The following is a 25295-nucleotide window of genomic DNA, read 5'->3' on the forward strand; positions in this document are numbered from 1 at the left end:
GCGGCGTCTTTCCCTCCACGTACCAACTCACCCTGCCCAGCCAGGTGAAGCCAGCAGTCGTACGCCAATAGGCCGTGACCAGCAAAACGCGGTCGTCCAGCGGCAGGCTCCACGGTCGGCCCGTCCGGCCTCTGTCGGCGCCCTCGCGGCGCAGTGCGGTCACCAACTTGGCGAAGCAGCGCGGGTTCAGTCCGGTGAAGGGAGAAATCCAGGACGGCTCCGAGGCCGTGATCACAGCAGCCACCCCTTGATGATGTCACCGCGTCTACACGGTCCGTGCGGAGCTTACCGGCGGACCACTGTGGGAAGGGCAGCCTCGTGACGGACCTGGTAGACCTGGAACTGGTGCACCGCCTAGCCGATGAGGCGGATGCCATCGCCCGACGTTACTTCTCGAGCGCCACCATCGAATCCCGGGCTAAGAGCGACGGCAGCCCTGTCACTGATGCCGACCGGGAGATCGAACTCGTCCTTCGCTCCTTGATCCGCCAGGAGTATCCCGGCGACGCGTTCATCGGTGAGGAGTTCGGTGCCCATGGACACGGCACACGGCGCTGGATCATCGACGCCATCGACGGCACCGCGAGCTTCCTCGCCGGCGAACCGGAGTGGAGCACACTGATCGCCCTGGAGGAGGACGGCCGCATCACCCTGGGCATGGTCTCCGCCCCTGCCCTGGGCCGTCGGTGGTGGGCCAGGCCAGACTCGGGCTCCTGGACAGGGCCATGCCCCTCCACCCCGGACGCACCGGCACACCGGTTGACCCTCACCCAAGGCGGAAGTGCCCAGAACGCAGCCATCGGCATCTGGCCACCTCCGTCCAGACTGAACCAGCAAGAACGCGCCGCGGCCGCGAGACTCGCCCGGGGCGTCACGCAGGTCCGGCCGCTGCTGGACTGGACCACAGCGGATCCCGCCGCGCCAGCGCCCCGCAAACCCTCCACCGGGTCCGGCACCTGCCATGGCGCCCTTCTCGTCGCGACCGGTCAGCTGGACGCCTTCCTCCTCCTGGGAGCCGGCCCGTGGGACATCGCTCCTCTGATTCCCATCGTCCAAGAAGCGGGCGGCACCTTCAGCGATCTCGCCGGCCAGCACCGGACCGACACCGGAGCCGCGCTTTTCGCGCGCCCCGGACTCCATCAACAACTCCTAGACATCGCCGTCGCCGACAACTGAGCGAAGCCCGCCCCCGGATACATGGCCTCGCCCTGAACAGGGGTTACGGGACCACAACGAGGAGAGGCTCCAGTCGCCAGACACTCCTGAAGCTCCCACTCACAACAAGGAAGCCGACAGTTACAACGGTGCTGATGAATGGGTGCCCACGCTCAACCGGGACGGACTTCCCGTAGCCGTCCCACTCAACTCTAGGCATCGCAGGTCAGAGCCCTCTCGTGCCCACACTTATCTGAGACAGGACAGCGGCTGCCGCCCTCGTGTCAGACCCGCCCCTGCGACGAGGCGTGGATCCAGTACCGCAAGGGTCTGATCGCCCCCCTTCACCGGGTGTCACCGCGCCGTCCAGGAAACGTCGGCACCAGCAGCACCGCCGCGAGCAGCATGAGCGTGCCCAGGGACACGACACTCAGCACCTGGTCGCGCGTGCCGTACATGTCGAGGTGCTGCACGTGATAGCCGAAGTGCAGCACGTTGAAGACCAGCCACACCGCACCCGTCGTCTGCACCAGCCGGGTGTTCCGTACCTGGCGCAGCGCGATGAGCGTCAGGCAGGCCAGCGCGAGGAACATCGCCCCCGCGTCCTTGACGAGGTGTTCGTTGTAGGGGCCCAGCTGGGGCAGCCAACTCAGCCCGAGTCCGGGGAAGTTCGCGTACCACCCCGTAGGCGAGAAGTAGGCCCACAGCCCTGTGTACAGGCTGACCACGGCCAGCAGACCGAGGCTGACGTACCGGATTCCTGTGTTCATACCCGTACGACGACACAGCCCCCGCGAACGTCACGGCGTAGGCCGAAGCCGTAGTTCAGGCGGGCAGTGCCCGCACCATGAAAACGTCCACCGCGTCCTCGGTCCCGACGGCGAACCCGTGTCGCTCGTACAACCGCCGGGCCGGACTCCCCCGCAGCACATTCAGCCGTACGACGCGGACACCGTCACGGTCGCACCGCCCCAGCAGCTCCCCCAGCACCGCGGAACCGATCCCGCGCCCCTGGTGTTGCGCGCCCACATAGAAATGCTCCAGCCAGTGGCAACGGGCGTCCGCGTCCGGCCGTAGCGCCACACACCCGGCGAACTCCCCGCCCGCCTCGATCACCCAGGTGCACCCCGGCTCGAACCCGTCCCGCAACCGCTGCCGCACCCGCCGCGCGTCGTACCGGCCGAGCCGCTCCAGGTCACCGCGCAGTACGACGGCACGCAGCTCGGCGATCGCCTCGACATCGGCGGCCGACGCGGGCCGTAGCTCCCAGTCCGCCATGATCGGCACGCTACCGCGCGGAAATCGATGGAACCCGGGCGGCCCCGCTGCTGGAATGACCCGATGCACGACGACGACACATGGGCGGTCATGGACCGAGGTCAGCACGAGGGCGCCAAGACGCCCTGGGACCAGGCGACTTGGCGGGACGAGGTCCTCGGCTGGGCCGCCCGCGAGCTCGCGGCGAGGGGGTTGCGCGAGAGCGGGACAGTCCGCCGGGGCGTACGCCTGCGCCCCTGGTCCGTCCTGGTCCGCATCCCCGTCGAAGGCACCACCGATGCCGCCGTGTGGCTGAAGGCCAATCCCCCCGCCGGCGCCTTCGAGGCACCGCTCACCGCCGCACTCGCCCGCTGGGTCCCGGAGTACGTCCTGGAACCCCTCGCCGTCGACGCCGACCGCGGCTGGTCCCTGCTCCCCGACGGCGGCGAACTCTTCCACCAGGTCCTCGACCGCACCCCCACCGACCCCCGCGCCTGGGAGGAACCGCTGCGCCAGTACGCCACGATGCAGCGCGCCCTCGTCCCGTACACCAAGGACCTGGAACAACTCGGTGTCCCCAGCGCGAGGACCAAGGCCCTGCCCCAAGTCTTCGACGAGACAGTGGAGTTCATCGGGTCGGTCATGGAACAGACAGCGGCGCTACGGAAACCCGCCCCCGACCTCGATCCCACCAGCCTGCGCGCCCTACGGCCGCGCCTGCTCAACTGGTCCGAAGAACTGGCCGACTTGGGCATCCCCGACTCACTCGACCACTCCGACCTGCACGACGGCCAGTTGTTCAACCCGGAGCCCGGCCGCTACACCTTCTTCGACTGGGGCGACGCGGCCGTCTCCCACCCGTTCTGCAGCTTCCTGGTCCCCGCGGGGCGGGTCACCGAACGCTACGGCCCCGAAGCCCTGCCCCGCCTGCGCGACGCCTACCTGGAACCCTGGACGGCAAATGGCCGTACCGGCAAGGAACTTCGCCGCGCACTCACCCTGGCGGGACGGCTCGGTGCCGTCGGCCGCGCGGTCTCGTGGGGCCGGCACTTCCCGGGCGCGTCCGACGAGACGCGGGCGGCGGGCGCGACGGCGAGTGCGAAGTGGCTGCGGCAACTGTCGTACGACGAGCCCCCGTTCTGACGGTTGACCACCCCAAGGAGCCCCAACTCCCCACCCCCCGCTACCGGTTGACCGCCAGCCACGCCTCCATGGCATCGAAGTCCGCGCCCGTGATCCCGTACCGATGGTCGACGCGTCGCAACAGGGCCCGTTCGGGATGGTGGGCGGTGACCCAGTCGCGGTCGGCGTCCCGGATCTCGTCGTCGACCCAGACGAAAGGCCGGCCGGCGGCCCAGGCGACGAGCGACCGGGTCTTCCAGTGCAGGCGGCCGCCGGCCGCACTCTCGCTCTCCTCGGGCGGGTCGAGCCAGTCCACCAGGGGGAGTTGGGGCAGCCCGAGCCAGGGCGCGACGCACACGTTCGCGTTGTCCATCCAGGTCGTCGCCCACACCAGTTCGCACCGCAGCGCGGCGAGCCGCGGCCCGAGCGAGGGGTCGATCCGGGTCAGCAGAGGCGGGGCGGCCGCCGCCGGCGGCGCGAATCCCGGCTCGTACACCGGGTAGGGCCGCGACGCACCGAAGGGGAGCAGCGTCCCGTCGACATCGAGGAAGAGGAGCATCGCCACCAGGATCGGACACAATCCGCTCCTACGCCACGCCTGTCAGCCATTCCTCCCCTACGCCCCGCACGTCACCCCTCGAACCCGCCCGCGCGCAGCAGCTCGTCGACCCGGGCGCGATGTGCGGCCTCCCACTCGTCAAGGCTCTCGTCGCCCTCCTGAACCAACCGAGCCAACGCCCCCGCGAGCACCTCGGCCCGCCGCGCACCCGGCACGACCACGACCCCGTCCTCGTCGGCCACCACGACATCCCCGGCGTCGACGGCGACGCCCCCGCACCGCACCCGCTCGTTCAACGGCAGTACGGTCTTCTTGACCCCCGGGATCGGCACGACCCCCCGCCCGAACACGGGGAACCCGGCCGCCCGTACCTCCCCGATGTCCCGGATCACCCCGTCGACGACGAACCCGGCGATCCCGCGCCCCTGCGCGACGGCACAGACGTTCCCCCCGGCGAGCGCGTACTCCACATCCCCCGACTCCACGACGACGACCGAACCGGGCTCGGCACGGTAGACGGCCGCGTGCAGCATGAGATTGTCGCCGGGCGGACACCGCACGGTGAAGGCCGGCCCGGCGAGACGCGACATCGGCCCCCACAGCGCCCGGACGCCGAGGTCCAACACCTGCTCGTGGCCGAGCAGATCGGCGAGGGTGGTCGTAGGGATGTCCTCGAATTCGGTGGCATCAGTCATACGGCGGACGCTACCGTCCTCCTCATGACTGCCGGGTCGGCCCTGTGCCGTGAGCGAGTCGGGTACCCGGCCTCCGAGTGAGGCCGAGGCGGGCGAGAGGCCCGCCGTCTGTCACTGCATCGACGTCAACACATCAGCGCGCGACAGCGCTGTCCACGGACCAGCAGCGACAGAGAGAAGAGACCACCACCGCATGCCCAACGACTTCAACCAACCGGTCATCGACGAGTTCCGCGCCAACCGGGGCCGTATGAGCGGCTACTTCGAAGGCGCCCGCCTGCTCCTCCTCACCACCACCGGCGCCCGCACCGGCACCCCGCACACCACCCCCGTCGGCTACCTCCCCGACGGCGACCGGGTCCTCGTCATCGCCTCGGCGGCCGGCTCCGACCGGCACCCGGACTGGTTCCACAACCTCGTCGCCCATCCCCAAGTCACCGTCGAGAGCGGCGTGTTCACTTACGATGCCCGGGCCGAGGTCCTCACCGGCGAGGAACGCGACCGCCTCTTCGCCCGAGCGGTGGAGGCGGACGCGGGCTGGGCGGCATACCAGGAGAAGACCACCCGAGTGATCCCGGTCGTAGCCCTCCACAGCTTGGCGCAGGGCGGCCCGGGAAACATCAACGCGGCGTCCTTCGGCGAGGCCATCAAGGTGGTGCACGACGCGTTCCGCCGTGAACTGGCCCTGATTCGCGACGAGTTGACCACCGGCACAACCACCACAACCCTCGGCGCCCAACTCCGCGTCAACTGCCTCACGTTCTGCCAGGGCCTGCACAACCACCACACCGGCGAGGACACCGTCCTCTTCCCCCTCATCGCCGAACGCCACCCCGCCTCCGCGCCGGCCCTGACCCGCCTGCGCGAGGAACACGAACGGATCGCGGCACTGGTGGAGGAGTTGCGCGGGACACTCGCGACCACCAGGGACCCGGCGGAGGTCCGGGCCGAGGTGGAGCGGCTGACGACGGCGCTGGAGGCGCATCTCACGTACGAGGAGGAGGAGTTGATCCCGCTCTTCGACGCCGTCGCTTGACCTCAAGCCTGCTTGAGGTCGAAGACTGCACGCATATCCCGACGCGGTGGAGGCTGGTCATGCGTGCAGCGCAGGTACAGGAGTTCGGCGGGCCGGAGGTCCTGGTCCCGGTGGTACTGCCGGACCCGGTCCCCGGTCCGGGAGAGGTGCTGATCGACGTCGCGTACGTCGACACGATCTTCGTCGAGACCCAGGTGCGGACCGGCTGGGGCCAGGAGTTCTTCCCGACGACACCGCCGTACGTCCCGGGCGGCGGCGTCTCCGGGGTGGTCAGCGCGCTCGGCCCGGAGGTCCCGGAGGAGTGGCTGGGCCGCAGGGTGACGTCGTACGTCCAGGGCGGCTACGCCTCGCGAGCGGTGGCGGCGACCACGGCCCTGACGGTCGTACCGGACGGCTTGGACCTGCTGCCGGCGGCTGCCCTGGTCCACGACGGCGTCACCGCGTCCGGCCTCGTCGAACTGACCGCCGTGTCTCCCGGCGACCGCGTCCTGATCCTGGGCGCCTCGGGCGGCATGGGCACGCTGCTGGTCCAACTGGCCCGTTCCCGTGGCGCGTTGGTCGTGGGGCTGGCCCGGGGTGAGGAAAAGCTGGCACTGATCAAGGAGTTGGGCGCCGACGCGGCGGTGGACGTCTCGGCTTCCGACTGGCCGGCGCGGGCCCGTGCGGCACTGGGCGGCGCGGCCGACGTGATCCTGGACGGCGTGGGCGGCCAACTCGGCGCCGTGGCCTTTCCGTTGACCGCGGACGGCGGCCGCTTCTCGGCCCACGGGGCCCCGTCCGGCACCTTCGCCCCCGTCGACACGAAGGAGGCCGCCGACCGGGGCATCAAGCTGTTCGGCATCGCGGACATCCAGTTCCCTCCGGCGGAGTTGCGCCGGTTGACCTCGTACGCCTTCGAGGAGGTGGTGGCGGGGCGGTTGCGGGTGGTGATCGGGGAGGTGTTCCCGCTGGGGCGTGCGGGAGAGGCGCATGCGGCTGTCGAGGGCCGAGTACTGGTGGGGAAAGTGGTGCTCAAGAGCTGAGCGCCTTCAGCCAGGCATGCCCCTGTGCCAGGGCGGCCTTGCGGCCAGTTCCCACAGGGCGTCGAAGTGCCTGTTCCAGGTCACGATGGCGGCCTTGGCGTCGTCGGTGTCCTCCCGCGACCAGATGTTGAGGTCGGTGCGGTATCCCTGGGGATCGTAGTAGTCGGGTTCCGGGCTGAATCCCATGGTGCGGGCGGACACGTCGTAGAGGCCGTGCAGGACCAGTTCCCGGTTGAAGATGCAGATCTTGTCGCGCGGTATGCCCGGGTAGAAGCGGTACTCGCAGGCGGCCGTCACCCGCCCCACCGACGTCAACCGCTGCGCGATGGCCGACAGTCGCTGGTCGAACTCCCTGCACTTGACCTCTATCCGCCTGCGGAACTCCTCGTCATCGACGGGTAACCCATCCGTGCCCACCCGGGAGGGCACGGTCATGGGAGCGCGGAAGTCCGGGACGAGGAATCTGACCACCACGTGCCGCGTCGGACCAGGATCTTCATGGAGGCCCTCCAGACGGTGGTAGAGCTCGTTGTAGAGCGTCTCGCCGGTGTAACCGAGAAAGCTGATCTCCACAGTCCGCGCACGGAAGGCCTCGGTGACGAAGGTGCCCAACTCGCGTGACTTCACCTGGGCGCGGGACGGCAGCCGAAGTGATGCATCGAGGTCGTTGACCTTGTCGTACAGCACATAGGCCACCACGCTGAGGAGCGCGCTGCCCAGGAACACCTTGCCTTGAAGAGCGTCGCCCACCGGCTTCACGAACTGCGCGATCAGCCCGATGACGAAGACGACGAGAAGCAGAAGCCGTGTGACCGTCGACTGGTACCGGGCCTGGAACCGCTTGAGCCGTTCGCCCAGGGTGCTTTCGGGCAACCCGCCTCTGCCGCCGCGCATCACAAGCCTCCTCCCCCGTCGCGCAGGGCACAGCCGCGTGTCACATGTGTGCGGGGTGCTCGTTCGTCCACGCCTGTCCATGGTCGGCCCGGGGCAGTGCGAAGGCAAGATACGGGTTGGCTGTCGATCTGGCCCTGAGCCCAAGTGACGCGGTCGCCGTCTTCAGGGTCATGGCATATGTATCCACCGCCCGGCGGACGTTGGGAGCTTCGAGGCTGTCTCCGGTCACGAGCCGGTCCAGATCCACATAGGCGGACCGCACGGTCTCGATCCAGCGGTACACGTTCCAGTCCTCGCGCCAGCCCTTGGTGTACTCCTCCGGCATCCTCTTCGCCCAGCGGGTGAACAGGCGCTCACGGATGTCCGGGCTCGTCGGGGTCAGGTGGATGTGGCGGACCAGGTCGTAGAGCGGATCACCCACCATCGCCATCTCCCAGTCGATGAGGGTCAGTCCCGTACCGTCCTCGCGGCGCACCAGGTTCCAGGGGTTGAGATCGCCGTGCAGCAGCACGGAACGGCGCGGGGTCAGCATGTACCGGTCGAGGATCTCCCCGAGCCGGACGGTGTCTCCAGGCAGGCCCAGCTGCCGAGCCAACCTCAGTGTCTCTTTGGGCAGTTCGGACACCATGCGGAGCAGTTCGCCGCGCAGGCCGTAGAAGAAGTCGTGCCCCAAGGTGTCCGAACCCAGCTCCTCGCAGTCGATCGCCGTCAACTCGCAGAGCTGGTCGACGAGATCGTCCGCCTCGTGCGGCAGCAGACCCTCGGCGGGATGGTCCGGATGCCGGATCTCGCCCTTGGGCCCCTCGTACGAGTGAATGGTGAACTGGTCCTTCAGACGGGGACCGCTGCTGCCCAGTGCCAGCACCCGCGGGGCACGGACCCGCACACCCGATGCCTCGATCACCCCCAGAACGGCGTGCTCGTTGAGGAACCGCCGTTCCCGTGGGTTCGCCGATCCCACCTTCCGCCGCACCATGACCGGGAGGGAGACGTCTCGTACCCGAACCGCCGTGCTGAGGTGGGCCGTTCCCTTGAACACGTGGTCCGCGGGAGCCGCACCCTCCGCGAACAGGGCGTCCCGCACCGCCCACGCCGGGAACTCGGGGTGCTCGGGAACCCTGAAGTCCCGCCGCCAGGGGATGTGCAACTTGATCTGGTCCTTGCTGTGCTTCTTTCCGTTGGACACGTTCCACCGGAAGAGAATCCCCTCGATGGACTTCTCGTCCGGCACGCTCTTGAGCCGCAGGGGAGCCTCGGCCAGCAACAGGGCCCGGCGCACCGCGTACGTCGCGGCATCCAGCTCCCGTTGGTCGAACTTGTCGCCGAGCGACGTCACCGCGCGCATCACGTCCGGGTAGACGGACTGGGCGCGTTCGAAGTCGACGTAGTGCCTCAGGTCCCGCTCGGCGCCCTTGACCGCCTCGCCGCACCGCAGGTCCATGGCAGCGCGCCAGGCGTCCATCACCTCGGCCCACTGCTGAGCCGGGTAGTCCATCCGTACCAGATGGGTGGCCAGATCGTGAACCGGGTCACCGAAGGTGGCCAGCTCCCAGTCGACGCAGATCAGGGGCGGGCTGCCGTGGTACGAGAAGATCACGTTGTCGCGGTGCAGATCGGTGTGGAGCAGGCTGAAAGGGCGGCTGATCATCGCGGGTACCCGTTCGGCGAACCGCACCATGGCATCCCCGGGAATACCCAGCGTGGCGAACAGACCCCCGAACTTCGGCCAGTTGCGCTTCCTGATCTGTTCCTCCGTCGCCATGGCCAGAGCCCGGAGGAACGCCCGGCTGTCCCTGCTGTGCCGGGGCCAGGACGGCGGCAGCGGAGGCAGATCCTTTCTGCGTACCTGCGTCATGTCCGCGAGCAGGCCGGCAAGGGCGGAGATGAGCTCGGAATCCACCAGTGTGCCGTTGGGGCGGACGGTCGACAACGGCACGCCTTGGACATAACTCAGGACGGTCATGTCCTCGCGTCTGACGAGACACTGCGGCACATGGGGCAGCACGCCACGGAGCGCGTCGAGGATCCTCGCCTCGTCCTGCCACGTCCTGATGACGACCGGCAGCACATCGGGGATCCGCTCGCGGACGGTGACGCGGTCGTGTCCCCTCAGCTCCGGCAGCCTGAAACGGACGTCCTGCGGCGGTCGGACGACATAGTTCAGGTTGTGGTGACCCCGGCTGAACTTCCCCTCGTTCCTGGCGCAGGCCACGAGCCCGTCGAAGGCGTCGCCCGTATCCCTGGCCCTGGGGGGAGTTCCGGGCATTGGTGGACCACCCAAGGTCGCTCCTGAATAGCTGTACGTCGCCGCCGATGTGCATGCGCTGCGAGCAGGGTGGGCACACTGTAATGCCCAAGGCTGTAGCGCACGGCGCAACCTGGCTAAACCGAAACCCACTTGATGACTTCGCTCGAACGAGCTGCGGATGTCATGAGGTCAGGGCCAGGCGCTCCCAGCAGGCGTCGAACCACGCCTGCATGCTCTCCATGAACACCGATCCGGTGGAGTTGGGGTCGCCCTCGTCGTTGACGTGCCGTATCAGCGTCGACCCCAGACCAAGAACGTCGAGGGCGTCGATCTCCGTGTCTTCGTCGAGGCGGATGGAACGCTCCACGACTTCGTACGGGCCGAACAAGGCTTCGGCGCCTCGATGCAGGTACAACTTGAAGGCAGGGACCAGGGGGACGGTCCTGACCTCCACGTTCACCGACGGCACTACTCCCTCTGTCTGCAGGTTCCGCAGGGCCGCGCGCAGTGACGTCGTGTGCAGCCGGGTGATGTCCCTCAACCGCTGTTGCGTCCGCTCCTGCAACCCGCCCAATTGGTCGGCCCCATCAGCTCCGTCTGCCACACCCTTCAGCTTCAGGGCGCGCGGGTACGGAAGTTCCAGCGACTCCGAGGGCAACAGCATCCGCAACTCGATGCGCTCAGGGGTGGCGATCTCCCCCGTGCGGATGTGTTCGGCCTGTAGGCGGACATGAGTGTCCAGGCTCTCGGACGTGAGGGTGAAGACGTCCAACTGCACGACCGGCTGGGTGAAGGCCCGGGCGACGAACGGCCCCAGTGCCGCCCGCAGCCGGGGTGCCGCCTGCGGAACCCGGCCCGAGTGCATGGGGCTCTTCACCACGCGTGAACCGCTTCCCTGACGGGACTCGATCCACCCCTCGTCCTTCAGCTCACGCAGAACTCGCTGGACCGTGTCACGGGAGACTCCGAACTCCTCGGCGAGGTCGCGCTGTGTGGGGAGGAGCTGTTCCACCGCGTACCTGCCGTCGGCGATGCGGACACGGAGCTCCTCCAGCAGGGCGTTGAACTCCCTGCCGCCTCCCTCGCCACGTCCTGAGCTCACACGGCGACCGTACCTCCTCACCGGAGCGGGCAAACCACTTCCAGTCATATCGCGGCCGGATTTGACGGTCCGCCATACACATTCCGCAGCGACGTTAGGGGATCAAGCAGTCAGGGCACATCCAATCCAAGGCAACCAGTCCAATTGGACGGATTGTTGATCAGTTGTCAGACGAGAGCGCTGTCCAAGAGACAAGGGGTGGGGTCCCATGGTCGTCATCGAGTTGCTGGGAGCCGTCATGACACTCGGCATCGAACAGCTGCTGCAGTCGCGTTACGGGGCCCTCGGCCTCCTCTGCCTCTTCCTGATAGGCGTGGGTCTCAGGGCCCGCAACAACGCCTGCCTGTCCGTCGGAGCCGTGATCTTCGTGCTCCTGATGACTCAGGCCTGATCCAGCACCACCCGCAACACCGTCTCCATCGAGCCGACGACATACTCGGCCCCCGCGTCCCGCAGCACCTTCTCCTTGCGGTCGTTACGCGCGTAGCCGAGGAACGGCACTCCGGCCCCTTGCGCGGCTTCGAGGTCCGTCGGGGTGTCGCCGATCATCAAGGTGGCCGACGGTGCGGCGCCCAGGCCGTTCAGTGCGCGGATGAGGCAGTGCGGGTCGGGCTTGAGGAGGTGGAGGTCCTGGGTGCGGCCGTAGATGTGCGGGGCGAAGCAAGGGACGAGCCCGCGGCCCGCCAGGTAAGTACGCACCACTCGCGGGGAGTTGTTGGTGGCGATGGCCAGCCGGGAGCCCACCGCCGACCAGGTGCGGATCAGCGGGTCCGCGTACGCCGTGGGCATCGCCGAGGACGTGGCCCGGAGTTCCTCCTGGGTGAGACGTTCCTCCAGCTCCGCGACCAGATCGCTGCCCGGGTGCCGGCGGTCGACGGCGCGCAGCACCATGTGCGGGTCCAGGGAGTCCCTTTCCGTCTCCGTCAACAGCCCGTGCAGTCCCCGCCCTTCGAGCCACTCGACCAGTTCGCCCGCCACCCGCTCAGCCGTGTGCCCCGCGAACAGACGGCAGACCGGACCGTCGAAGTCGAACAGGACGTTGCGGGCCTTGGTGATCAGTTCTCGCAGGTTCTCTGTCTCTACTGTCACCGGTTCAGTCTGCGCCGTATCAGGAGTCACTAGGAGAGTGTCAGGTCCGTCGTGATGGTTTCCCAGAGGGCGTCGAACCACAGCTGGGATTGATCCACGAACGCAGCGTCCCGCTCGCCGGTCTGGCGGAGGAAGGAGAAGAGGAGGGACTGAGAACCGAGGACGTCGTACATGTCCAGGGTCTGGGTGCCGTACTCCTCCTCCCGTCTGGTGAGCATGTAGTAACCGAGCAGCGCCTCCTGGCCGTTGAGGAGGTAGAGCTTCACGGGCGGGGTGAAAGGGAGCGCCCGGAAGGTGACCTTGACGTCCATGCCATGCGTGGCCCTCAGGGAGAGCAGGTTGTGCTGGAGCACCTGCCCCTGTGCGTTGCGCATCGACAGCCAGCGCTGGTGGACCGAGTTGTCCTCGTCGCTGCCGTCGGCCGGGACGGGGAACGCGAGGGTGATCTCCTTGGAGGGGACCAGGATGCGGACCTCGATCGACTGGGGGCTGAGGCGGCCCTCGTGGATCTGGCGGAGGGGTTCGCCGATGGCGATCATCAGGGTCTCGGCCGTGTGACACACGACATCTATCCGTACGTTCGACGACGCGAACGCGTCCGTCAGGCGTGGCGCCAAGCCGACCATCGTCGGCTGGGGTTCGCCGCGCAGCGGAGTCGGCGGCTCCGCGATCCGCGGTGGGCTTCCCTTGCTCACGTTGGTCAGGAGGCCCGCTTCCTGGAGGAGGCGGAGTGCCTGGCGTACGGCGCCGCGTTCGACCCCGAACTCCTCCGCCAGGTCGGCCTGGGTGGGCAGGCGGTCTCCCGCCTTGAGGTCGCCGGTGCGGATGCGGTCGCGCAGGGCGTCGGCGATCTCCTGGGGCGAGAAGCTTCTGCTGCCGTTCACTGCCACGTTCTCCTGGGTCACGACCAAACGGTATAACTCTGCCCCATCTAAGGGGAGTTGTTTGGAACCTGATTGTAAGTAGGTGTGAGTAGGTGCCAATCGGGAACAACTTAAGCAGAGTTGGCTGCCAACTTCTCCAAGTTGGTGGAAGTTTTGCTTCCACAGCCCGAAGGGGGAACCACCGTGCCTGCCATCGCCCTCCTCTCCGCCGTCTTCGTCGTCGGCTTCGAGCAGATCGTCCAGTGGAAGTACGGCGCCACCGGGATCATCGGCCTGCTGTTGCTCTCCATCGGCATCAAGGCCAAGAGCCCGGCCATCAGTTCCATCGGGGCCGTCGTCCTGGCCCTGCTGGTCACCGGACCGGCTCTGTGACCGTACGACCCGAAGGCCGCCCCCAAGGTCACGTCAGGTCAGCCACTGCGGGAGGCGATCAGCTCGTGGGTGTCAGTGTGAGCTCCGAACTGATCGTCTCCCACAGTGCGTTGAACCACAGGTGCGACTGTTCCACGAACGTCGTGTCCCGCAGCCCCGCGCCCTGGTCGAAGGCGAACAGCATCGACTGGGTGCCCTCCGCGTCGTACATCTCCACCTGCTCGTGGCCGATCTCCTCCTCGCGCTGGGTCAGCGTGTAGTAGGCGAAGAGCGCCTCCGAGCCGTTGAGCAGGTACAGCTTCACGGGCGGGGTGAAGGGCAGCGCGCGGAACGTGATGTGCACGTCGATGCCGTGCGTCGCGCGTAACGCGAGCAGGTTGTGCTTCAACACCTGGCCCTGGGCGTTGCGATGGGCCAGCCAGCGGCGTTGCAGCAGGCCGTCGGCCGGGGCGTCCACCCGGGAGGGGAAGGCGAGTTCGATGTCGCTGCTCGGCAGCAGCACCCGGACGTCGACCTTGGCCGGTTTCAGACGTCCGGCGTGGATCTGGCGCAGCGGTTCGCCGATGGCCAGCGTGAGCGAGACCGCCGTCAGACACAGCGCCTCGATCTCCACGTGCGGCTGCGCGAAGGCCTCCGATATGCGCGGTCCCAGGCCCACCATCGTGGGCTGCGGCGGGGCTCCCGGGCCGGTCAGCGCCAGGTTGAGGTCGGGGGCCACGGTCGCCGGGCTGCCCTTGGACACGTTGGTGAGCAGCCGCTCGGACTGCAGGATGCGCAGGGCCTGTCGTACGGCCCCGCGCTCGACGCCGAACTCGTCCGCCAGCTTGGCCTGGGTGGGCATGCGCTGGCCGGGCCGCAGTACACCGGACCTGATCCGGGTGCGCAGCTCGTCGGCCAGCTCGCGGTGTGACCACTGTGGCCGTGGTGACCTCGTCCGTCCATTGACGGTGGCGTGTTCCGGGTCCACGACCAAACACTACAACTTCCCGCCATCTTTGGGCAGTTCAAGGAAAGGTGGTTATGAGACGTACCCAAGAGGAGATAACTAGAAGAGAGTTGGTCGCCAACTTGACCGACTTGGCCGCCTGGGTCTCTCTCCTGGAGGGGAGCCGAGAGCCCGGCGGCCGGCACCACCACAACTGAACAGCTACGGATGAGTCCAGTCCATCAACCGGCACCAGGGGAAAGGTCGTTCAGGATCAGAAGATGTCCGGGCACCATGGCCGCCTGGACGTACGCAGCAGGGCGTCGGCCACACGGGCGGCGCCCGCTCGTTCTTCCCGCACCCGCCCCAGCGCCGCGAGCCGCACGACCGACTCGTCCCCCAGCCACAGCGTCCCCAACTCCCCCACACCGAGGGTGAGTTCGGCGCTCTCTGTCGTCGGCGTGCAGGACGCGCCCTGCGCCGAAGCCTCCAACCGGTAGCGGCCGCCCGCCAGTCCAGCCCCGTCGACCACCTCGAACACCAACGCGCCCTCCCCCTCGTACGACCGCGCCTCCATGGCCCGTACGACGTCCAGGACCCGCACCCACAACCAGTCCGCCTGGGTCGTGATCGTGGCCGCCCGCGGGTCCGGCAGGAGGAGGGGCAGCAGGTCGTCGGGGGCACGCCAGCCCGACTTCACCTTCGTCACCCAGTCGATCGAGCAGATGTGGTGCCACAGGGCGCGCTCGGCCGCCGGGGTGGTGGCGATCAGCCCCTTCACCGTGGCCGTGTCGAGCGGCTGCTTGGCGTCGGTCCAGGTGTCGTCGCAGACGTACGCGACCAGGCCCTCCACCTCGCCGTCCGCCGCGCGGTAGACGGCGTAGAAGGGCTCGGTCCACGGCGCGCGCTCCAGGCGTACGGCGCCCGTGGTGACCTGCCACCAGCGGTCGTCGCGGTTGACCGCGCCTGGCTGGGTGCGGCGCAGGCGCTCGTGCAGTTCGGGGCCGAGTTTGCGTACGTCCTCGCCGTCCACCAGGTCGATACGGCCGCCGTCTTCCGGTGCCGACCAGCGCGGGTCCAGGCCGGCGCGCTGGACGTCGATCTCCCACTGGGTCGCCGAGGTGGCGGGGCCGAAACCGTAGCGGCCGTAGATCCGGTACTCGGCGGCGATGAGCGTGGCTACGACGTCACCGCGCTCCTTCGCCGCCGCCAGGTCCTGGGCCATCATGCGGGTCAGGAGGCCTCGGCGGCGGTGCGTGGATGTGACGGTGACGTTCGAGATGGCGTCTGCGGGGACCGGGCTGCCGCCCACTGCCGTCAGTTCCTGGGGGAAGGAACGGAAGGTCGCCACGCAGCGGTTGCCGTCGAAGGCGCCGAGGGTGCGGGTCGGGTCGATGTAGCTGGTGCGGTCGGCGATCTCTTCGTCGGAGACGGACGGGGTGCGCAGGAAACCGGTGTTCAGGGCGCGGATCCAGTCGGGGATCTCGGGCTCTGTGACGGGGCGGACGGCGAGATCCTGGGGGTGACTGGTCATGGGATCACGCTAGGTGTACGAGCGGTGGGGTGTCTCGCGGATTTTTCCTCGCCCCCGCCGCCCCTACCCGTCCCATCACTGGGGGCTGCGCCCCCAGACCCCCCTTCGGCCTGAACGGCCTCGTCCTCAAACTCCCCCAGAGGGGGGACCCCCAACGGGCTGAGTGGGGCCGACCTCGCTGAAAGGGTGAACGGGTGGGTGGTTGCTGGAAGCCGGGGTCATTTCTAACCGGTCTAAGGTCGCGACGGTGGTTAGATTTACCCCCAGCTTCCAGCAACCACCCACCCAGGGTTGGCCGCTGAGCCGACCCGGCGTGCAGGCGAGACGCGAACGCGCCACTCCACCTCCGGGCCGCTCGCTCGCTTCTCAAACGGGCTGGAGCGGCCCTAGTCAAGGGTGGCCCGCAGGGCCATCGCCGCAGGCGACGCGACCGCAGGGAGCGCCCTTTACTCGGGCCGCGGAAGCCCGACACTGGCCAAGAAGCGAGTGGCCCAACGTCCATCCCTAGAACACCGCCTAGAACACCGCCCGGATCTCCCCCACCTCACGCCCCCCACCCAGCACAGCCACCTTCCCTAGCCCCTCCACACCCGGCACGCCCATCACGTCCAGCACCCGCCCCAACACCGGCTCCACCGCCCGCCCCGCCCCGTCCTCCACCTTGAACGCCAGCGCCCGCCCATCCGGAAGGGCAACCGCCTGGACCGCCTCCGCGCCCATCTTCGACAACGCACCCGGTACCGCCCGCATCAGCCACGTGTCGGGACGGCGCGTGCCGGCGACGTACTCGGGGTGGGCCCGCATCGCGTCGGCGACCCGGCGTTCCGCCGAACCCGGGGCGGCCAGGACGAAGGAACGGTAGGCGCGGGCCAGGCCCGTCAGGCTGATCGCCATCAGCGGGGCGCCGCAGCCGTCCGTGCCCACAGCCGCGACCCGCTCACCCGACACTTCTTCCACAACCCTGTGGATAAGTTTTTGGAGCGGGTGATCCGGGTCCAGGTACGACTCCAACGGCCAGCCTCGCAGCGCGCTCGCCGCCAGCATCGCCGTGTGCTTGCCGGAGCAGTTCATGGCGATGCGGTCGCGTACGGCGCCCGACGCCAGGTACGTCTCCTGCTCGACGGGGTCGAGGGGAAGGTCCGGCGGGCACTGCAACTGGCCTGCGTCCAGGCCGTGTTCGGAGAGGAGGCGGCGTACGAGATCGCGGTGGAAGAGTTCGCCGGAGTGGCTCGCGGCGGCGATCGCGAGGCGTTCGCCGGTGAGGTCGAGGCCCGCGCGCAGGACGCCCGCCGCTTGCATCGGCTTGTTGGAGGAGCGGGGGAAGACCGGGGCCGTCACGTCACCCAGGGCCAGTTCCACCGAACCGTCCGCCGCCAGGACGACCAGGCTCCCCCGGTGCCGGCTCTCCACGAAGCCGGAGCGGACGACCTCCGCGAGCACCGGAGGGGGCGTATCAGAAACCCCCGCGGAAACCCCCGCGGCAACCCCAGCAACCCGCGCGGCCCCCGCAGAACCCGCATCCTCAACCGTCACATCAGGCCCCTCACGTCACTCACGTCAGCAGGTCGTCCACCTGTGCCTCTCCCTCACGGTACCTGCGGGCGATCTCCGCGCTACAGCCGTCGGCCGTGTGCTGGAGGAGCTGGCGGCGCCGGGACACCTGCTGCTCGTACCGGACCAGGCGGCCCATCGCCGTCGTCAGCTCCAGGTCGGTGCGGGCCTCCAGGTCGGAGAGTTCGACCTCGGCGAGCATCTCGGCGGCCAGCAGCCGGTACTCCTCGCTGTGCGGCGTGCCCAGCGTGACGTGCCGGGCCGACGAACGGTGCCGGGCGGGTGCGTCGGCCAGGATCTCCGACAGCCGGTCGACGACGGAGGCCGCGCCCGCCGGGGAACGCCGGGCCAGTTCGGCGCGCAGGATGTCGATCCGGCCCTGCAGGAGCCGTCGTACGTAACTCAGGTCGGCCTCGTCGCGCTGGGCGTCGCGGCGCAGCGCGCGCAATTCCGGGAGCCGTAGCGCGGTCAGGTCGGGTGCGGGCGGTTCGGCGGGCAGCAGCGGACTGTCGACGCGCTGCACGGGCGGGCGGCGCGTGGCCGCCGGTCCTCCCGCGCGGATCAGCGAGACAGGCCTGTGGTGCTGCCCGGTACTCGGTGTGCTCATGTGCCTGAACCGTCCCCTCGACCGGCGTGTGGACAGCATCGTGCCACCCCAAGTGGCCGCTATGTGACCGAGTGCCCCCGAACGGCCCCAGATGGGGGGTTAAGGATCAAAAATCGACCCTCCTACGGCCGCCCGACAACCGCTTCCGCCCGCACGGCATCATGGGACCCATGCGAGCAGTGGTGCAGAGGGTGGACGGCGCGAGCGTCGTCGTGGACGGGGAGACGGTCGGGGCGATCGAGGGCGAGGGGCTGTGCGTCCTCGTCGGCGTCACCCACGAGGACACCAAGGAGAAGGCGGCCCAACTCGCCCGCAAACTCTGGTCGATCCGCATGCTCCACGACGAGAAGTCGTGCAGTGACATCGATGCGCCGCTCCTCGTGATCAGTCAGTTCACGCTGTACGGCGATGCCCGCAAGGGGCGCCGGCCCACCTGGAACGCGGCCGCCCCCGGCGACATCGCGGAGCCCCTCGTCGACGAGGTGGTGGCCCGACTCCGCGCCCTGGGCGCCACCGTGGCGACGGGCCGCTTCGGCGCCCGGATGCGCGTCTCGCTCACGAACGACGGCCCGTTCACGGTGGTCGTAGACCTCTAGAAAACCCTAGGGTTCTACGACCACTTCCTGTGCGGCCGCCGTGCTGTCGGCCAGCAGCGGCGCGTCCAGCGGCACGTTCCGCTTCACCAGCGCGAGGGCGATCGGCCCCAGTTCGTGGTGGCGTACGGAGGTCGTGATGAAACCGATCTTGCGACCGTCCGCGCCCTCCTCCGCGAGCCTCAACTCCGTGCCGTGGCCCGGAAGATGGACCTCGCTGCCGTCGAGGTGGAGGAAGACGAGGCGGCGCGGCGGCTTGCCCAGGTTCTGGACTCGGGCCACCGTCTCCTGGCCGCGATAGCAGCCCTTCTGGAGATGGACCGCCGTACCGATCCAGCCCAGCTCGTGCGGGATCGTGCGGTGGTCGGTCTCGAAGCCGAGGCGGGGGCGGTGGTGCTCGACGCGCAGCGCCTCGTAGGCGAGGATCCCGGCCGGGGGGCCGGACTTCTCGGCGTACGACTCCAGGTCCTCGCGCGGGAGGAAGAGGTCGCGGCCGTACGGCGTCTCGCGTACGACCGCACCGGCCGGGACCTCGGCGATGGAACCGGCGGGGACGTACACGACCGCGAACTCAGCTGTGCGGTCGGTGACTTCGACCCGGTAGAAGAACTTCATCGACTCCAGGTAGGCGATCAGCGCCTCCTGGGTGTCGGGTTCGGTGTGCATCCACACCGTGGTGCCGTCGTCGACGAGGTACAGGGCGTGCTCGATGTGGCCGTGCGCGGAGAGGATCAGCGCCTCGGTGGCGACGCCGGTGGGGAGGTCGCTGACGTGCTGGGTGAGCAGGAGGTGCAGCCAGCTCAGCCGGTCGTCACCGGTGACGGCGACGACCCCGCGGTGCGAGAGGTCCACGAAACCGGTGCCGTCGGCGAGGGTGCGCTGCTCACGGAACAGGTCGCCGTAGTGGGCGGCGACGCCTTCGTCCACTCCTTCGGCGGGGACGGCGCCGGGCACGGACAACAGGGGGCTCTTCATACGGGTAAGCCTACGACTCGGTAGTTGAAGACTCAGCCGACGTCTTACCGGTCGGATTCCGCTGCGCGCAGTCCTTGCAGCGGCCGAAGATCGCGAAGTGCTTCATGTCCGTCTCGAAGCCGAACGCGTCCCGCAGCTTGGCCCGGAACTCGGTGGCCACCTCGACATCGGCCTCGATGACGTTCGTGCAGTCCCGGCAGACCAGGTGGATGTGATGGTGCCGGTCCGCGAGGTGGTACGTCGGCGCCCCGTGCCCGAGATGCGCGTGGCTGACCAGCTGGAGCTCCTCCAGGAGTTCCAGGGTCCGGTACACGGTGGAGATGTTGACCCCCGACGCGGTCTTCCGTACTTCGCCGAGAATGTCGTCGGGGGTCGCGTGCTCCAGGGTGTCCACGGCTTCGAGCACGAGCTGTCGCTGCGGCGTCAGCCGGTAGCCGCGCTGCCTGAGGTCACTCTTCCAGTCGGTGCTCACCACACTGGAAGTGTAGAACTACTTGAAGAAAGCGATCCCGTCGTCCGGCATGTCGTCCGGGAGGGCCTTCGCCCAGCGTTCGACGTCGTCCGGGGTGACGATCTTCTTCAGGTGGGCGGACATGTAGGGGCGGAGTTCGACCTCGGGGGTCTGCTTCTCGCCGACCCACATGAGGTCGCTCTTGACGTAGCCGTAGAGGCGCTTGCCGCCGGTGTAGGGGCCGGAGGCGGCGGTGCGGGCGACGGCGTCCGTGACCAGGTCGATCTGGGGCTTCTGCTTGGCGAGTTCGCCGTACCAGATCTCGACGACTCCGTCGTCGCGGGTCATCGTGACCTCGACCTTGCGGTCGGCGTCGATGCGCCAGAAGCCGGACTCGGTCTCCAGGGGGCGGACCTTGTTGCCGTCGTTGTCCAGGACCCAGGTGTGGGAGCGGTACTCCAGGAAGTCGCGGCCGTCGTGCGTGAAGGAGACCTCCTGGCCGAAGTTGCACTTCTCGGAGCCGGGGAAGTCGTGCACGCCCGCGCCGGCCCACTCGCCGAGCAGGAAGACGAGGGGGACCAGGTCCTTGTGGAGGTCGGACGGGATCTCGATCATGACGTCAGCAGTTCCTCGGTGGGGGTCAGCGCTGGCCCTGGTACAGCTTCTTCACGCTCAGTCCGGCGAAGGCGAGGACGCCGACGCAGACCAGGACCAGCAGGGTTTCGAAGAAGATCTCCAACACGGGTGCTCCTTGAGCGGTACGTACACAGGCCGGGCCCCAGCTTACGCGGCTGGGGCCCGGCCCTCATGGTGGGTACGGCTAGGCGAGCAGCTGGCTCTGCAGGGTGACCGTCTGCTGGAACGGCACGGCCTCCGCCTCGCCCTTCCTCGACTGCACGATCATCGCGACGGTGTCGCCGGCCGTGAGGAACGCCTCGCGGACCTGTTCGGCTCCGTACGGCTTCGTCTCGACGTACGGCAGGAGCGAGATGTCCGTGACCTTGGCCGCGTCCGGGAAGTCGTCGTCCGACTCGTAGCTGTCGGCGCCGCGCACCGGGTAGGTGGGCGCCGAGTATCCGCCCAGGCTCCCCGAGACCAGGCCATCGGCGACCGTCCCCGTGTCGAACTGGAGCAGGTAGATCCGGGTGTGCGTGCCGTCCGGGGTGGTCCAGCCGCGGGCCGCGATGTGCCGCAGACCGTCGTCGGTGAGCTTCTGCGCGAGCTCGGTCCGGTCGTCGCCCGAGGAGAACTCGGCGAGGAACACCTTCGTGGCCAGCCAGCCGTCACTGCCGTCGAGCGCCTTGTCACCCGTGGCCCCCTTCGGCGCCGGCAGCACCAGCGCCCGCAGGTCCGCGAAGTGGGACCCCGCCGGGTTCGCCTCGGCCAGCGGCCCCGGGCTGCCCTTCGGCAGCGGCGGCTTGGTGAGCACGGGGTAGTCCCACCGCCCGTCCGACTCCGTCCCGAGCCCGGGTACGTCCGACCGCTTCATGTCGGTGATCCCGTACGCCGTCCCGGCCCCGGCCACCGCGAAGACGACCACGGCGGCGGTCCAGCGCAGCACCGCGCGCATGACCCGGCGGTCTTTCCCGGCGGGGGCGGGTTGGGGGTCCTGCTCCTGGAGGACGGTGGGCGGGAAGAGCGGCGGCTCCGGGACGGCCGGGCTCTCGACGGTCGCCGGAGGTTGGACGGCCGGGCTCTCGACGGCGGGCGCCGAAGGCTCGACGGCCGGGCTCTCGGCGGGCGCCGGAGGTTCGGGGGCGAGTTCCGGCTCAGGGGTGGGCTGGGCGGGCTCCGCGGACTTCTCATGCTGCTGGTCGGTCATACCGCCTCCCCCGGGTCCTTGATGCGGTCGAGTTGTTCCTGGAGCAGCCGGCCGATGGCGTACGTCTGCATCGGGCGGGCGGATTTCGCCGTGAGGGTGACCAGGACTTCTCCCTGGTAGGCGGAGCAGTAGATCGTGTCGAGCTTCTCGTCGCTGCTCTTCGGCGAGAGGAAGCACTCGGCGTTCTTGTAGCCGTTGATCGACGGGCCGGGCCGGAAGACGCCCAGGGAGTCGAAGAACTCGTTCTGGAAGCGGGACGCGTTCCGTACCGCCGTCTTGTCCGCGATCTGGGCCAGCACGATGCTCACCGTCGACGCCTTGTCCGTGTAGACGGACGCCTGCTCGTCGGTGCTGACGTAGCTGCGCATCGCCAGGCCCTTGGTGTGCTGCTTGTCGATCTCCTTCTCCAACGGCTTGCGCTGCTTGGCCGGCAGTTCCTTCAGCGACTCCTTGCGCAGCGCCGCCGCCTGCGCGCCGGTGAACGCCACGTCATGGCCGTACTCCGCGAGGTCGGGCCCCTGACTCCAGCCGTCCGGGCCGTACGGCACGAGCGCCGCGGCGAGCCCGGTCGGCTTGGCCGCGCCCTCCGCCTTCTCCGTGGACACCTTCGGGAACTTCCATACGGCGTCGCCCGCGTCCCGGTCCGCGCCGTTCACGGTCACGACGGTGTACCCGGCCGCGCCGACCACGGCGACGACGAGCAGCACGGCCCCGGCGATCGCGGCGATACGGCCCTTGCGCACCGGTTTCCTGACGGCCTCGGGGGCCAACTCCTCGGAACTGCCGACGAGTTCGGGGACAAGCACGTCCGCCTCCGGCTCCGGCTGCGTCTCCGGCTGCGCCTCGGGCCGCGGCTCCGGTTCCGGCTCCACCCGCTCGGTGGGGTTGTCGGTGGTCACAGCCGCTCCATCTGCCGCTCGGCCAGATCCATGATCTTCTTCTTCGGGACGGGCTTCGCCGAGGAGACCCAGATGTCCATCTCGACGTCACCGCGCCAGGCGTGCGCCTCGGCGTTGTAGACGTCCGTGTAACCGGCCTCGCTGTCCGGCGAGTTGTGGACGTACGCCATCCCGTCGCCCGTGCCCGGGATGGGCCAGCTGTCGGTGTCGGACTTCTTCTCGGCCCAGTAGTAGGCGTCGTCCGAGTCGTCGGCGACCACGAGTTCGTCCTCCTGGCGGAACTGCACGAGCCGGATCTCGACGAAGAGCGAGCTGCCCTCCCGCCAGTTGGCGACGGCCGCGCGGCGGAACTCACTGGCGACGAGGTCGCTGAACGCGTCGGCCGGCTCGTCGAACGTCTCCGCGTACTCGGCCAGGTCCATCCACCCGTCGACGCCGACGTCGTAGCCCGCGTCCCGGGCCCCGCTCGGCCTCTTCAGCAGCAGCTTGCGCAGGTCGCCGTCCGTCTTGACCCTGCGGTCCTGGGCGGCGGCCAGGGGCTCCGGAGCGGGGCCCTTCGCCTGGGTGAGCGTGGCCTGCGAGAGCGAGGGCAGCGCGTCGGGTGCGCGGTCCGCCTGGACCAGGTAACCCGTGCAGGTCCCGGCGACGACACCGAGTACGGCCCCGACGGCGATGAGGAGGGTGGTGCGGCCCCGGCGGCGCGGGCGGGGCGCGGGCCCCGGCTCCGGCTCTGTCTCCGGGCCCAACTCCGGCTCCGGATCCGGCACTTCTTCGATGGATTCTTCCGGTACTTCCAAAACGTCCCCCACGGAACATGACGTGCGCATTCCATATGCGCGCACAGGAGACCCATGGCCAACGCACGGAGTTGTAAGGAAGTTGATTACGATTCGGTCATGTCGAAGAAGCTCGTGATCAAGGTGACCGCAGGAACCGACGCCCCCGAACGCTGCTCACAGGCGTTCACGGTGGCCGCGGTCGCCGTCGCCAGCGGAGTGGACGTCTCCCTGTGGCTGACCGGCGAGTCCGCGTGGTTCGCCCTGCCGGGCCGCGCCGCCGAGTTCGAACTCCCGCACGCCGCCCCGCTGCCCGACCTGATCGACTCGATCCTGGCCGCGGGCCGCATCACCCTGTGCACGCAGTGCGCGGCCCGCCGGGACATCTCCGAGAAGGATGTCATCGAGGGGGTGCGGATCGCCGGGGCGCAGGTGTTCGTACAGGAGGTAATGGCCGACGGTACGCAGGCGTTGGTCTACTGAGCCCGTCCCTTGACCGAGCCTACGAACTCCGCCCAGGCGTCGACCCCGAAGACGAGGGTGCCGTGGGCGGGGTTCTTCGTGTCACGGACGGGAACGAGGGGGAGGTTGGAGGCGACCTCGACGCAGTTGCCACCGTCCGTGTTGCTATAGCTGCTCGTGCGCCAGTCGGCGGCGCTCAGGAAGTCGTCAGACACTTCGATGCAGTTGCCGCCGTCCGGGTTGCTGTAACTGCTCTTGCGCCATGTCACGTTGCTCAAGTCGATGGCTCGCACGGCACTTCCTCCAACATCCGCAGGACGAACGATCGCGACTCCGCCGGGGACATCGCCAGGTCGCGTACCGCATCATATGCACGTTGAAGGCGCTCAACCCGTTCGGTTTCCTCGATCAGTTCGCCGCGCACATCGTTCTCTGTGTAAGCCACGGTACGACCGTCGGGCAGCCTCAGGAACATGGTGTCGGTGTTCGTCAGACCGTGGACTCCACTGCCGAACGGCAGGACGTGGGGCGTGATGTTCGGGTGATCCGCCACCTCAGCCAGGAACCCCAACTGCTGACGCCAGGCTTGCTTGTCGCGCATCCCCATGCGCAGCACCGCTTCGGAAATGATGGCGCGGAACGGCGGTGCATCCTCGCCCTCCAGCAACTTCCGTCGGCGCACGCGCGCTTCGACCTGCTGCTCCAGCTCTTCCCCTCGGAGCCCGCCTGCCGCGAGGGCCTCCCTCACGTACCCGTCTGTCTGGAGCAGACCTGGCGGGGCGCTCACGGAGTACTGCCACAACCCCAGAGCCTCGGCTTCCAGCATCATGTAGCGCCGGTACTGCTCCTTGAACTGGGTCGGGTCACCAACTGCCAACTCCCACAAGGTAAGTAGCAGCGGCCCCGTGCCGTAGTACTGATCCAGCGCCTGTACGACCTCGGGCCCACCCAACGTGCCCCCGCGCTCCATCTTGCCGAACAACGACGAGTCCCACCCCACCGCCTTCTGCAAGTCCCGCAAGCTCAGGCCCCGTTCGACCCTCAGCCTCCGCACCTCCTCGGCAAACCGCTTCCTGGGCTCATGGCTCATCTCCGTGACCACCAGCCGTTGCGGCATCTCGACCTCCTGCGCTGTGGAATTTGTGGAATTTGGCGTGCCCAGCGCGGAAGTTGAGCCCGTTGGCGCTGCATCCGCCTCCGCCCTGGGCCATCCTCGTAACACACCCAGGACTGCACAGAGTATCCCAACTGTCGCATTCTGTATG

29 protein-coding genes and 1 pseudogene are annotated in these 25295 nt (G+C 68.7%); 8 read left to right on the top strand and 22 right to left on the bottom strand.

Annotated features, from left to right (window positions below; all coding sequences use genetic code 11):
• Positions 1-58: 58 nt before the first annotated feature.
• Positions 59-244: pseudogene (locus ACGFY9_RS07225) on the bottom strand (IS5/IS1182 family transposase); the annotation flags it as partial.
• Between the two features lie 74 nt (positions 245-318).
• On the opposite strand from ACGFY9_RS07225, the gene ACGFY9_RS07230 reads away from it, so the two are divergent.
• Entirely contained in the window at positions 319-1176 is an 858-nt protein-coding gene (locus ACGFY9_RS07230; RefSeq protein WP_393752745.1) for an inositol monophosphatase family protein, read from the top strand.
• A 323-nt stretch (positions 1177-1499) separates the two neighbouring features.
• Here ACGFY9_RS07230 and ACGFY9_RS07235 read toward each other — a convergent pair whose 3' ends face one another.
• Complete coding sequence (locus ACGFY9_RS07235) at positions 1500-1925, bottom strand: hypothetical protein (RefSeq protein ID WP_393752746.1); 426 nt, start codon at positions 1923-1925, stop codon at positions 1500-1502.
• A 55-nt stretch (positions 1926-1980) separates the two neighbouring features.
• Entirely contained in the window at positions 1981-2433 is a 453-nt protein-coding gene (locus ACGFY9_RS07240) for a GNAT family N-acetyltransferase (protein ID WP_393752747.1), read from the bottom strand.
• 63 nt (positions 2434-2496) lie between these two features.
• Between ACGFY9_RS07240 and ACGFY9_RS07245 the strand changes: the two genes are divergently transcribed.
• Positions 2497-3555 carry an aminoglycoside phosphotransferase family protein gene (locus ACGFY9_RS07245; RefSeq protein ID WP_393752748.1) on the top strand — a complete coding sequence of 353 codons (1059 nt, stop codon included), beginning with the start codon at positions 2497-2499 and terminating at the stop codon, positions 3553-3555.
• A gap of 40 nt (positions 3556-3595) precedes the next feature.
• Here the strand turns inward: ACGFY9_RS07245 and ACGFY9_RS07250 are convergent, their stop codons facing one another.
• A complete protein-coding gene (locus tag ACGFY9_RS07250; protein ID WP_393752749.1) occupies positions 3596-4093 on the bottom strand; it encodes an HAD domain-containing protein in 498 nt (165 codons plus the stop codon).
• Positions 4094-4164: 71 nt separating this feature from the next.
• The gene (locus ACGFY9_RS07255; protein ID WP_393752750.1) at positions 4165-4788 is read right to left on the bottom strand and encodes an RraA family protein; all 624 of its coding nucleotides are present in this window, start codon (positions 4786-4788) and stop codon (positions 4165-4167) included.
• A 193-nt stretch (positions 4789-4981) separates the two neighbouring features.
• Between ACGFY9_RS07255 and ACGFY9_RS07260 the strand changes: the two genes are divergently transcribed.
• Together ACGFY9_RS07260 and ACGFY9_RS07265 are read left to right on the top strand one after the other, a co-directional pair.
• On the top strand, positions 4982-5824 hold the full coding sequence (locus ACGFY9_RS07260; protein ID WP_393752751.1) for a nitroreductase/quinone reductase family protein: 843 nt from the start codon (positions 4982-4984) through the stop codon (positions 5822-5824).
• A gap of 59 nt (positions 5825-5883) precedes the next feature.
• A complete protein-coding gene (locus tag ACGFY9_RS07265; protein WP_393752752.1) occupies positions 5884-6846 on the top strand; it encodes a zinc-binding dehydrogenase in 963 nt (320 codons plus the stop codon).
• Positions 6847-6852: 6 nt separating this feature from the next.
• Here ACGFY9_RS07265 and ACGFY9_RS07270 read toward each other — a convergent pair whose 3' ends face one another.
• From ACGFY9_RS07270 to ACGFY9_RS07280, 3 genes are all read right to left on the bottom strand, one after another.
• Positions 6853-7740 (bottom strand): hypothetical protein, encoded by an 888-nt coding sequence (locus ACGFY9_RS07270; protein WP_393752753.1) that lies wholly within the window; start codon positions 7738-7740, stop codon positions 6853-6855.
• A gap of 40 nt (positions 7741-7780) precedes the next feature.
• On the bottom strand, positions 7781-10006 hold the full coding sequence (locus ACGFY9_RS07275; RefSeq protein ID WP_393752754.1) for a phosphotransferase: 2226 nt from the start codon (positions 10004-10006) through the stop codon (positions 7781-7783).
• A gap of 163 nt (positions 10007-10169) precedes the next feature.
• Positions 10170-11090, bottom strand: coding sequence for a GntR family transcriptional regulator (locus ACGFY9_RS07280; protein WP_393752755.1), 921 nt, complete (start codon positions 11088-11090; stop codon positions 10170-10172).
• Positions 11091-11298: 208 nt separating this feature from the next.
• On the opposite strand from ACGFY9_RS07280, the gene ACGFY9_RS07285 reads away from it, so the two are divergent.
• Entirely contained in the window at positions 11299-11481 is a 183-nt protein-coding gene (locus ACGFY9_RS07285) for a hypothetical protein (protein ID WP_393752756.1), read from the top strand.
• Here ACGFY9_RS07285 and ACGFY9_RS07290 read toward each other — a convergent pair.
• Together ACGFY9_RS07290 and ACGFY9_RS07295 are read right to left on the bottom strand one after the other, a co-directional pair.
• Complete coding sequence (locus ACGFY9_RS07290; protein ID WP_393752757.1) at positions 11472-12179, bottom strand: HAD family hydrolase; 708 nt, start codon at positions 12177-12179, stop codon at positions 11472-11474. The genes ACGFY9_RS07285 and ACGFY9_RS07290 overlap by 10 nt on opposite strands.
• A gap of 29 nt (positions 12180-12208) precedes the next feature.
• Positions 12209-13090 carry a winged helix-turn-helix domain-containing protein gene (locus tag ACGFY9_RS07295; protein WP_393752758.1) on the bottom strand — a complete coding sequence of 294 codons (882 nt, stop codon included), beginning with the start codon at positions 13088-13090 and terminating at the stop codon, positions 12209-12211.
• A 156-nt stretch (positions 13091-13246) separates the two neighbouring features.
• On the opposite strand from ACGFY9_RS07295, the gene ACGFY9_RS07300 reads away from it, so the two are divergent.
• Positions 13247-13435, top strand: coding sequence for a hypothetical protein (locus ACGFY9_RS07300; protein WP_019062567.1), 189 nt, complete (start codon positions 13247-13249; stop codon positions 13433-13435).
• A gap of 58 nt (positions 13436-13493) precedes the next feature.
• Here the strand turns inward: ACGFY9_RS07300 and ACGFY9_RS07305 are convergent, their stop codons facing one another.
• The 4 genes from ACGFY9_RS07305 to ACGFY9_RS07320 all read right to left on the bottom strand — a co-directional run bounded on the left by ACGFY9_RS07305 (position 13494) and on the right by ACGFY9_RS07320 (position 18052).
• Positions 13494-14408 carry a winged helix-turn-helix domain-containing protein gene (locus tag ACGFY9_RS07305; protein WP_393752759.1) on the bottom strand — a complete coding sequence of 305 codons (915 nt, stop codon included), beginning with the start codon at positions 14406-14408 and terminating at the stop codon, positions 13494-13496.
• 226 nt (positions 14409-14634) lie between these two features.
• A complete protein-coding gene (locus tag ACGFY9_RS07310) occupies positions 14635-15894 on the bottom strand; it encodes a GNAT family N-acetyltransferase (RefSeq protein WP_393752760.1) in 1260 nt (419 codons plus the stop codon).
• A gap of 516 nt (positions 15895-16410) precedes the next feature.
• On the bottom strand, positions 16411-17334 hold the full coding sequence (locus ACGFY9_RS07315) for an asparaginase (protein WP_393752761.1): 924 nt from the start codon (positions 17332-17334) through the stop codon (positions 16411-16413).
• Between the two features lie 112 nt (positions 17335-17446).
• On the bottom strand, positions 17447-18052 hold the full coding sequence (locus ACGFY9_RS07320; protein ID WP_393752762.1) for an aerial mycelium formation protein: 606 nt from the start codon (positions 18050-18052) through the stop codon (positions 17447-17449).
• Between the two features lie 170 nt (positions 18053-18222).
• On the opposite strand from ACGFY9_RS07320, the gene dtd reads away from it, so the two are divergent.
• Positions 18223-18648, top strand: coding sequence for a D-aminoacyl-tRNA deacylase (dtd, locus tag ACGFY9_RS07325; protein ID WP_393752763.1), 426 nt, complete (start codon positions 18223-18225; stop codon positions 18646-18648).
• A gap of 6 nt (positions 18649-18654) precedes the next feature.
• Here the strand turns inward: dtd and ACGFY9_RS07330 are convergent, their stop codons facing one another.
• The 6 genes from ACGFY9_RS07330 to ACGFY9_RS07355 form a co-directional block, all read right to left on the bottom strand.
• A complete protein-coding gene (locus tag ACGFY9_RS07330) occupies positions 18655-19620 on the bottom strand; it encodes a YgfZ/GcvT domain-containing protein (protein ID WP_393752764.1) in 966 nt (321 codons plus the stop codon).
• Between the two features lie 10 nt (positions 19621-19630).
• Positions 19631-20095, bottom strand: coding sequence for a Fur family transcriptional regulator (locus tag ACGFY9_RS07335; protein ID WP_393752765.1), 465 nt, complete (start codon positions 20093-20095; stop codon positions 19631-19633).
• Positions 20096-20110: 15 nt separating this feature from the next.
• Positions 20111-20686, bottom strand: coding sequence for an FABP family protein (locus ACGFY9_RS07340; RefSeq protein WP_019062576.1), 576 nt, complete (start codon positions 20684-20686; stop codon positions 20111-20113).
• Positions 20687-20891: 205 nt separating this feature from the next.
• Positions 20892-21893 (bottom strand): hypothetical protein, encoded by a 1002-nt coding sequence (locus ACGFY9_RS07345; RefSeq protein WP_393752766.1) that lies wholly within the window; start codon positions 21891-21893, stop codon positions 20892-20894.
• Positions 21890-22792: a hypothetical protein gene (locus tag ACGFY9_RS07350; RefSeq protein WP_393752767.1), complete on the bottom strand. Its 903-nt coding sequence runs from the start codon at positions 22790-22792 to the stop codon at positions 21890-21892. The genes ACGFY9_RS07345 and ACGFY9_RS07350 overlap by 4 nt, the downstream gene beginning before the upstream one ends.
• A complete protein-coding gene (locus tag ACGFY9_RS07355; protein WP_393752768.1) occupies positions 22789-23619 on the bottom strand; it encodes a hypothetical protein in 831 nt (276 codons plus the stop codon). The genes ACGFY9_RS07350 and ACGFY9_RS07355 overlap by 4 nt, the downstream gene beginning before the upstream one ends.
• Before the next feature lie 69 nt (positions 23620-23688).
• On the opposite strand from ACGFY9_RS07355, the gene ACGFY9_RS07360 reads away from it, so the two are divergent.
• The gene (locus tag ACGFY9_RS07360) at positions 23689-24051 is read left to right on the top strand and encodes a DsrE family protein (RefSeq protein WP_393752769.1); all 363 of its coding nucleotides are present in this window, start codon (positions 23689-23691) and stop codon (positions 24049-24051) included.
• On the opposite strand, the gene ACGFY9_RS07365 is transcribed toward ACGFY9_RS07360, so the two are convergent.
• A complete protein-coding gene (locus ACGFY9_RS07365) occupies positions 24045-24323 on the bottom strand; it encodes a DUF397 domain-containing protein (protein ID WP_393752770.1) in 279 nt (92 codons plus the stop codon). The two genes, ACGFY9_RS07360 and ACGFY9_RS07365, sit on opposite strands and share 7 nt — an antisense overlap.
• Complete coding sequence (locus tag ACGFY9_RS07370) at positions 24305-25147, bottom strand: helix-turn-helix transcriptional regulator (protein WP_393752771.1); 843 nt, start codon at positions 25145-25147, stop codon at positions 24305-24307. Before ACGFY9_RS07370 ends, ACGFY9_RS07365 begins: the two co-directional genes overlap by 19 nt.
• Positions 25148-25295 lie beyond the last annotated feature (148 nt).

The organism is Streptomyces sp. NPDC048504 (assembly GCF_043200035.1).
Classification (GTDB): Bacteria; Actinomycetota; Actinomycetes; order Streptomycetales; family Streptomycetaceae; genus Streptomyces.

Excerpts from the sequence above, each read along its gene's own strand:
- ACGFY9_RS07275 (WP_393752754.1), bottom strand. The coding sequence starts at position 10,006 with ATGCCCGGAACTCCCCCCAGGGCCAGGGATACGGGCGACGCCTTCGAC.
- ACGFY9_RS07255 (WP_393752750.1), bottom strand. The coding sequence starts at position 4,788 with ATGACTGATGCCACCGAATTCGAGGACATCCCTACGACCACCCTCGCC.
- ACGFY9_RS07310 (WP_393752760.1), bottom strand. The coding sequence starts at position 15,894 with ATGACCAGTCACCCCCAGGATCTCGCCGTCCGCCCCGTCACAGAGCCC.
- ACGFY9_RS07360 (WP_393752769.1), top strand. The coding sequence starts at position 23,689 with ATGTCGAAGAAGCTCGTGATCAAGGTGACCGCAGGAACCGACGCCCCC.
- ACGFY9_RS07240 (WP_393752747.1), bottom strand. The coding sequence starts at position 2,433 with ATGGCGGACTGGGAGCTACGGCCCGCGTCGGCCGCCGATGTCGAGGCG.
- ACGFY9_RS07285 (WP_393752756.1), top strand. The coding sequence starts at position 11,299 with ATGGTCGTCATCGAGTTGCTGGGAGCCGTCATGACACTCGGCATCGAA.
- ACGFY9_RS07345 (WP_393752766.1), bottom strand. The coding sequence starts at position 21,893 with ATGACCGACCAGCAGCATGAGAAGTCCGCGGAGCCCGCCCAGCCCACC.
- ACGFY9_RS07320 (WP_393752762.1), bottom strand. The coding sequence starts at position 18,052 with ATGAGCACACCGAGTACCGGGCAGCACCACAGGCCTGTCTCGCTGATC.
- dtd (WP_393752763.1), top strand. The coding sequence starts at position 18,223 with ATGCGAGCAGTGGTGCAGAGGGTGGACGGCGCGAGCGTCGTCGTGGAC.
- ACGFY9_RS07355 (WP_393752768.1), bottom strand. The coding sequence starts at position 23,619 with ATGCGCACGTCATGTTCCGTGGGGGACGTTTTGGAAGTACCGGAAGAA.
- ACGFY9_RS07250 (WP_393752749.1), bottom strand. The coding sequence starts at position 4,093 with ATGCTCCTCTTCCTCGATGTCGACGGGACGCTGCTCCCCTTCGGTGCG.
- ACGFY9_RS07245 (WP_393752748.1), top strand. The coding sequence starts at position 2,497 with ATGCACGACGACGACACATGGGCGGTCATGGACCGAGGTCAGCACGAG.
- ACGFY9_RS07330 (WP_393752764.1), bottom strand. The coding sequence starts at position 19,620 with ATGAAGAGCCCCCTGTTGTCCGTGCCCGGCGCCGTCCCCGCCGAAGGA.
- ACGFY9_RS07370 (WP_393752771.1), bottom strand. The coding sequence starts at position 25,147 with ATGCCGCAACGGCTGGTGGTCACGGAGATGAGCCATGAGCCCAGGAAG.
- ACGFY9_RS07265 (WP_393752752.1), top strand. The coding sequence starts at position 5,884 with ATGCGTGCAGCGCAGGTACAGGAGTTCGGCGGGCCGGAGGTCCTGGTC.
- ACGFY9_RS07270 (WP_393752753.1), bottom strand. The coding sequence starts at position 7,740 with ATGCGCGGCGGCAGAGGCGGGTTGCCCGAAAGCACCCTGGGCGAACGG.
- ACGFY9_RS07235 (WP_393752746.1), bottom strand. The coding sequence starts at position 1,925 with ATGAACACAGGAATCCGGTACGTCAGCCTCGGTCTGCTGGCCGTGGTC.
- ACGFY9_RS07260 (WP_393752751.1), top strand. The coding sequence starts at position 4,982 with ATGCCCAACGACTTCAACCAACCGGTCATCGACGAGTTCCGCGCCAAC.
- ACGFY9_RS07340 (WP_019062576.1), bottom strand. The coding sequence starts at position 20,686 with ATGATCGAGATCCCGTCCGACCTCCACAAGGACCTGGTCCCCCTCGTC.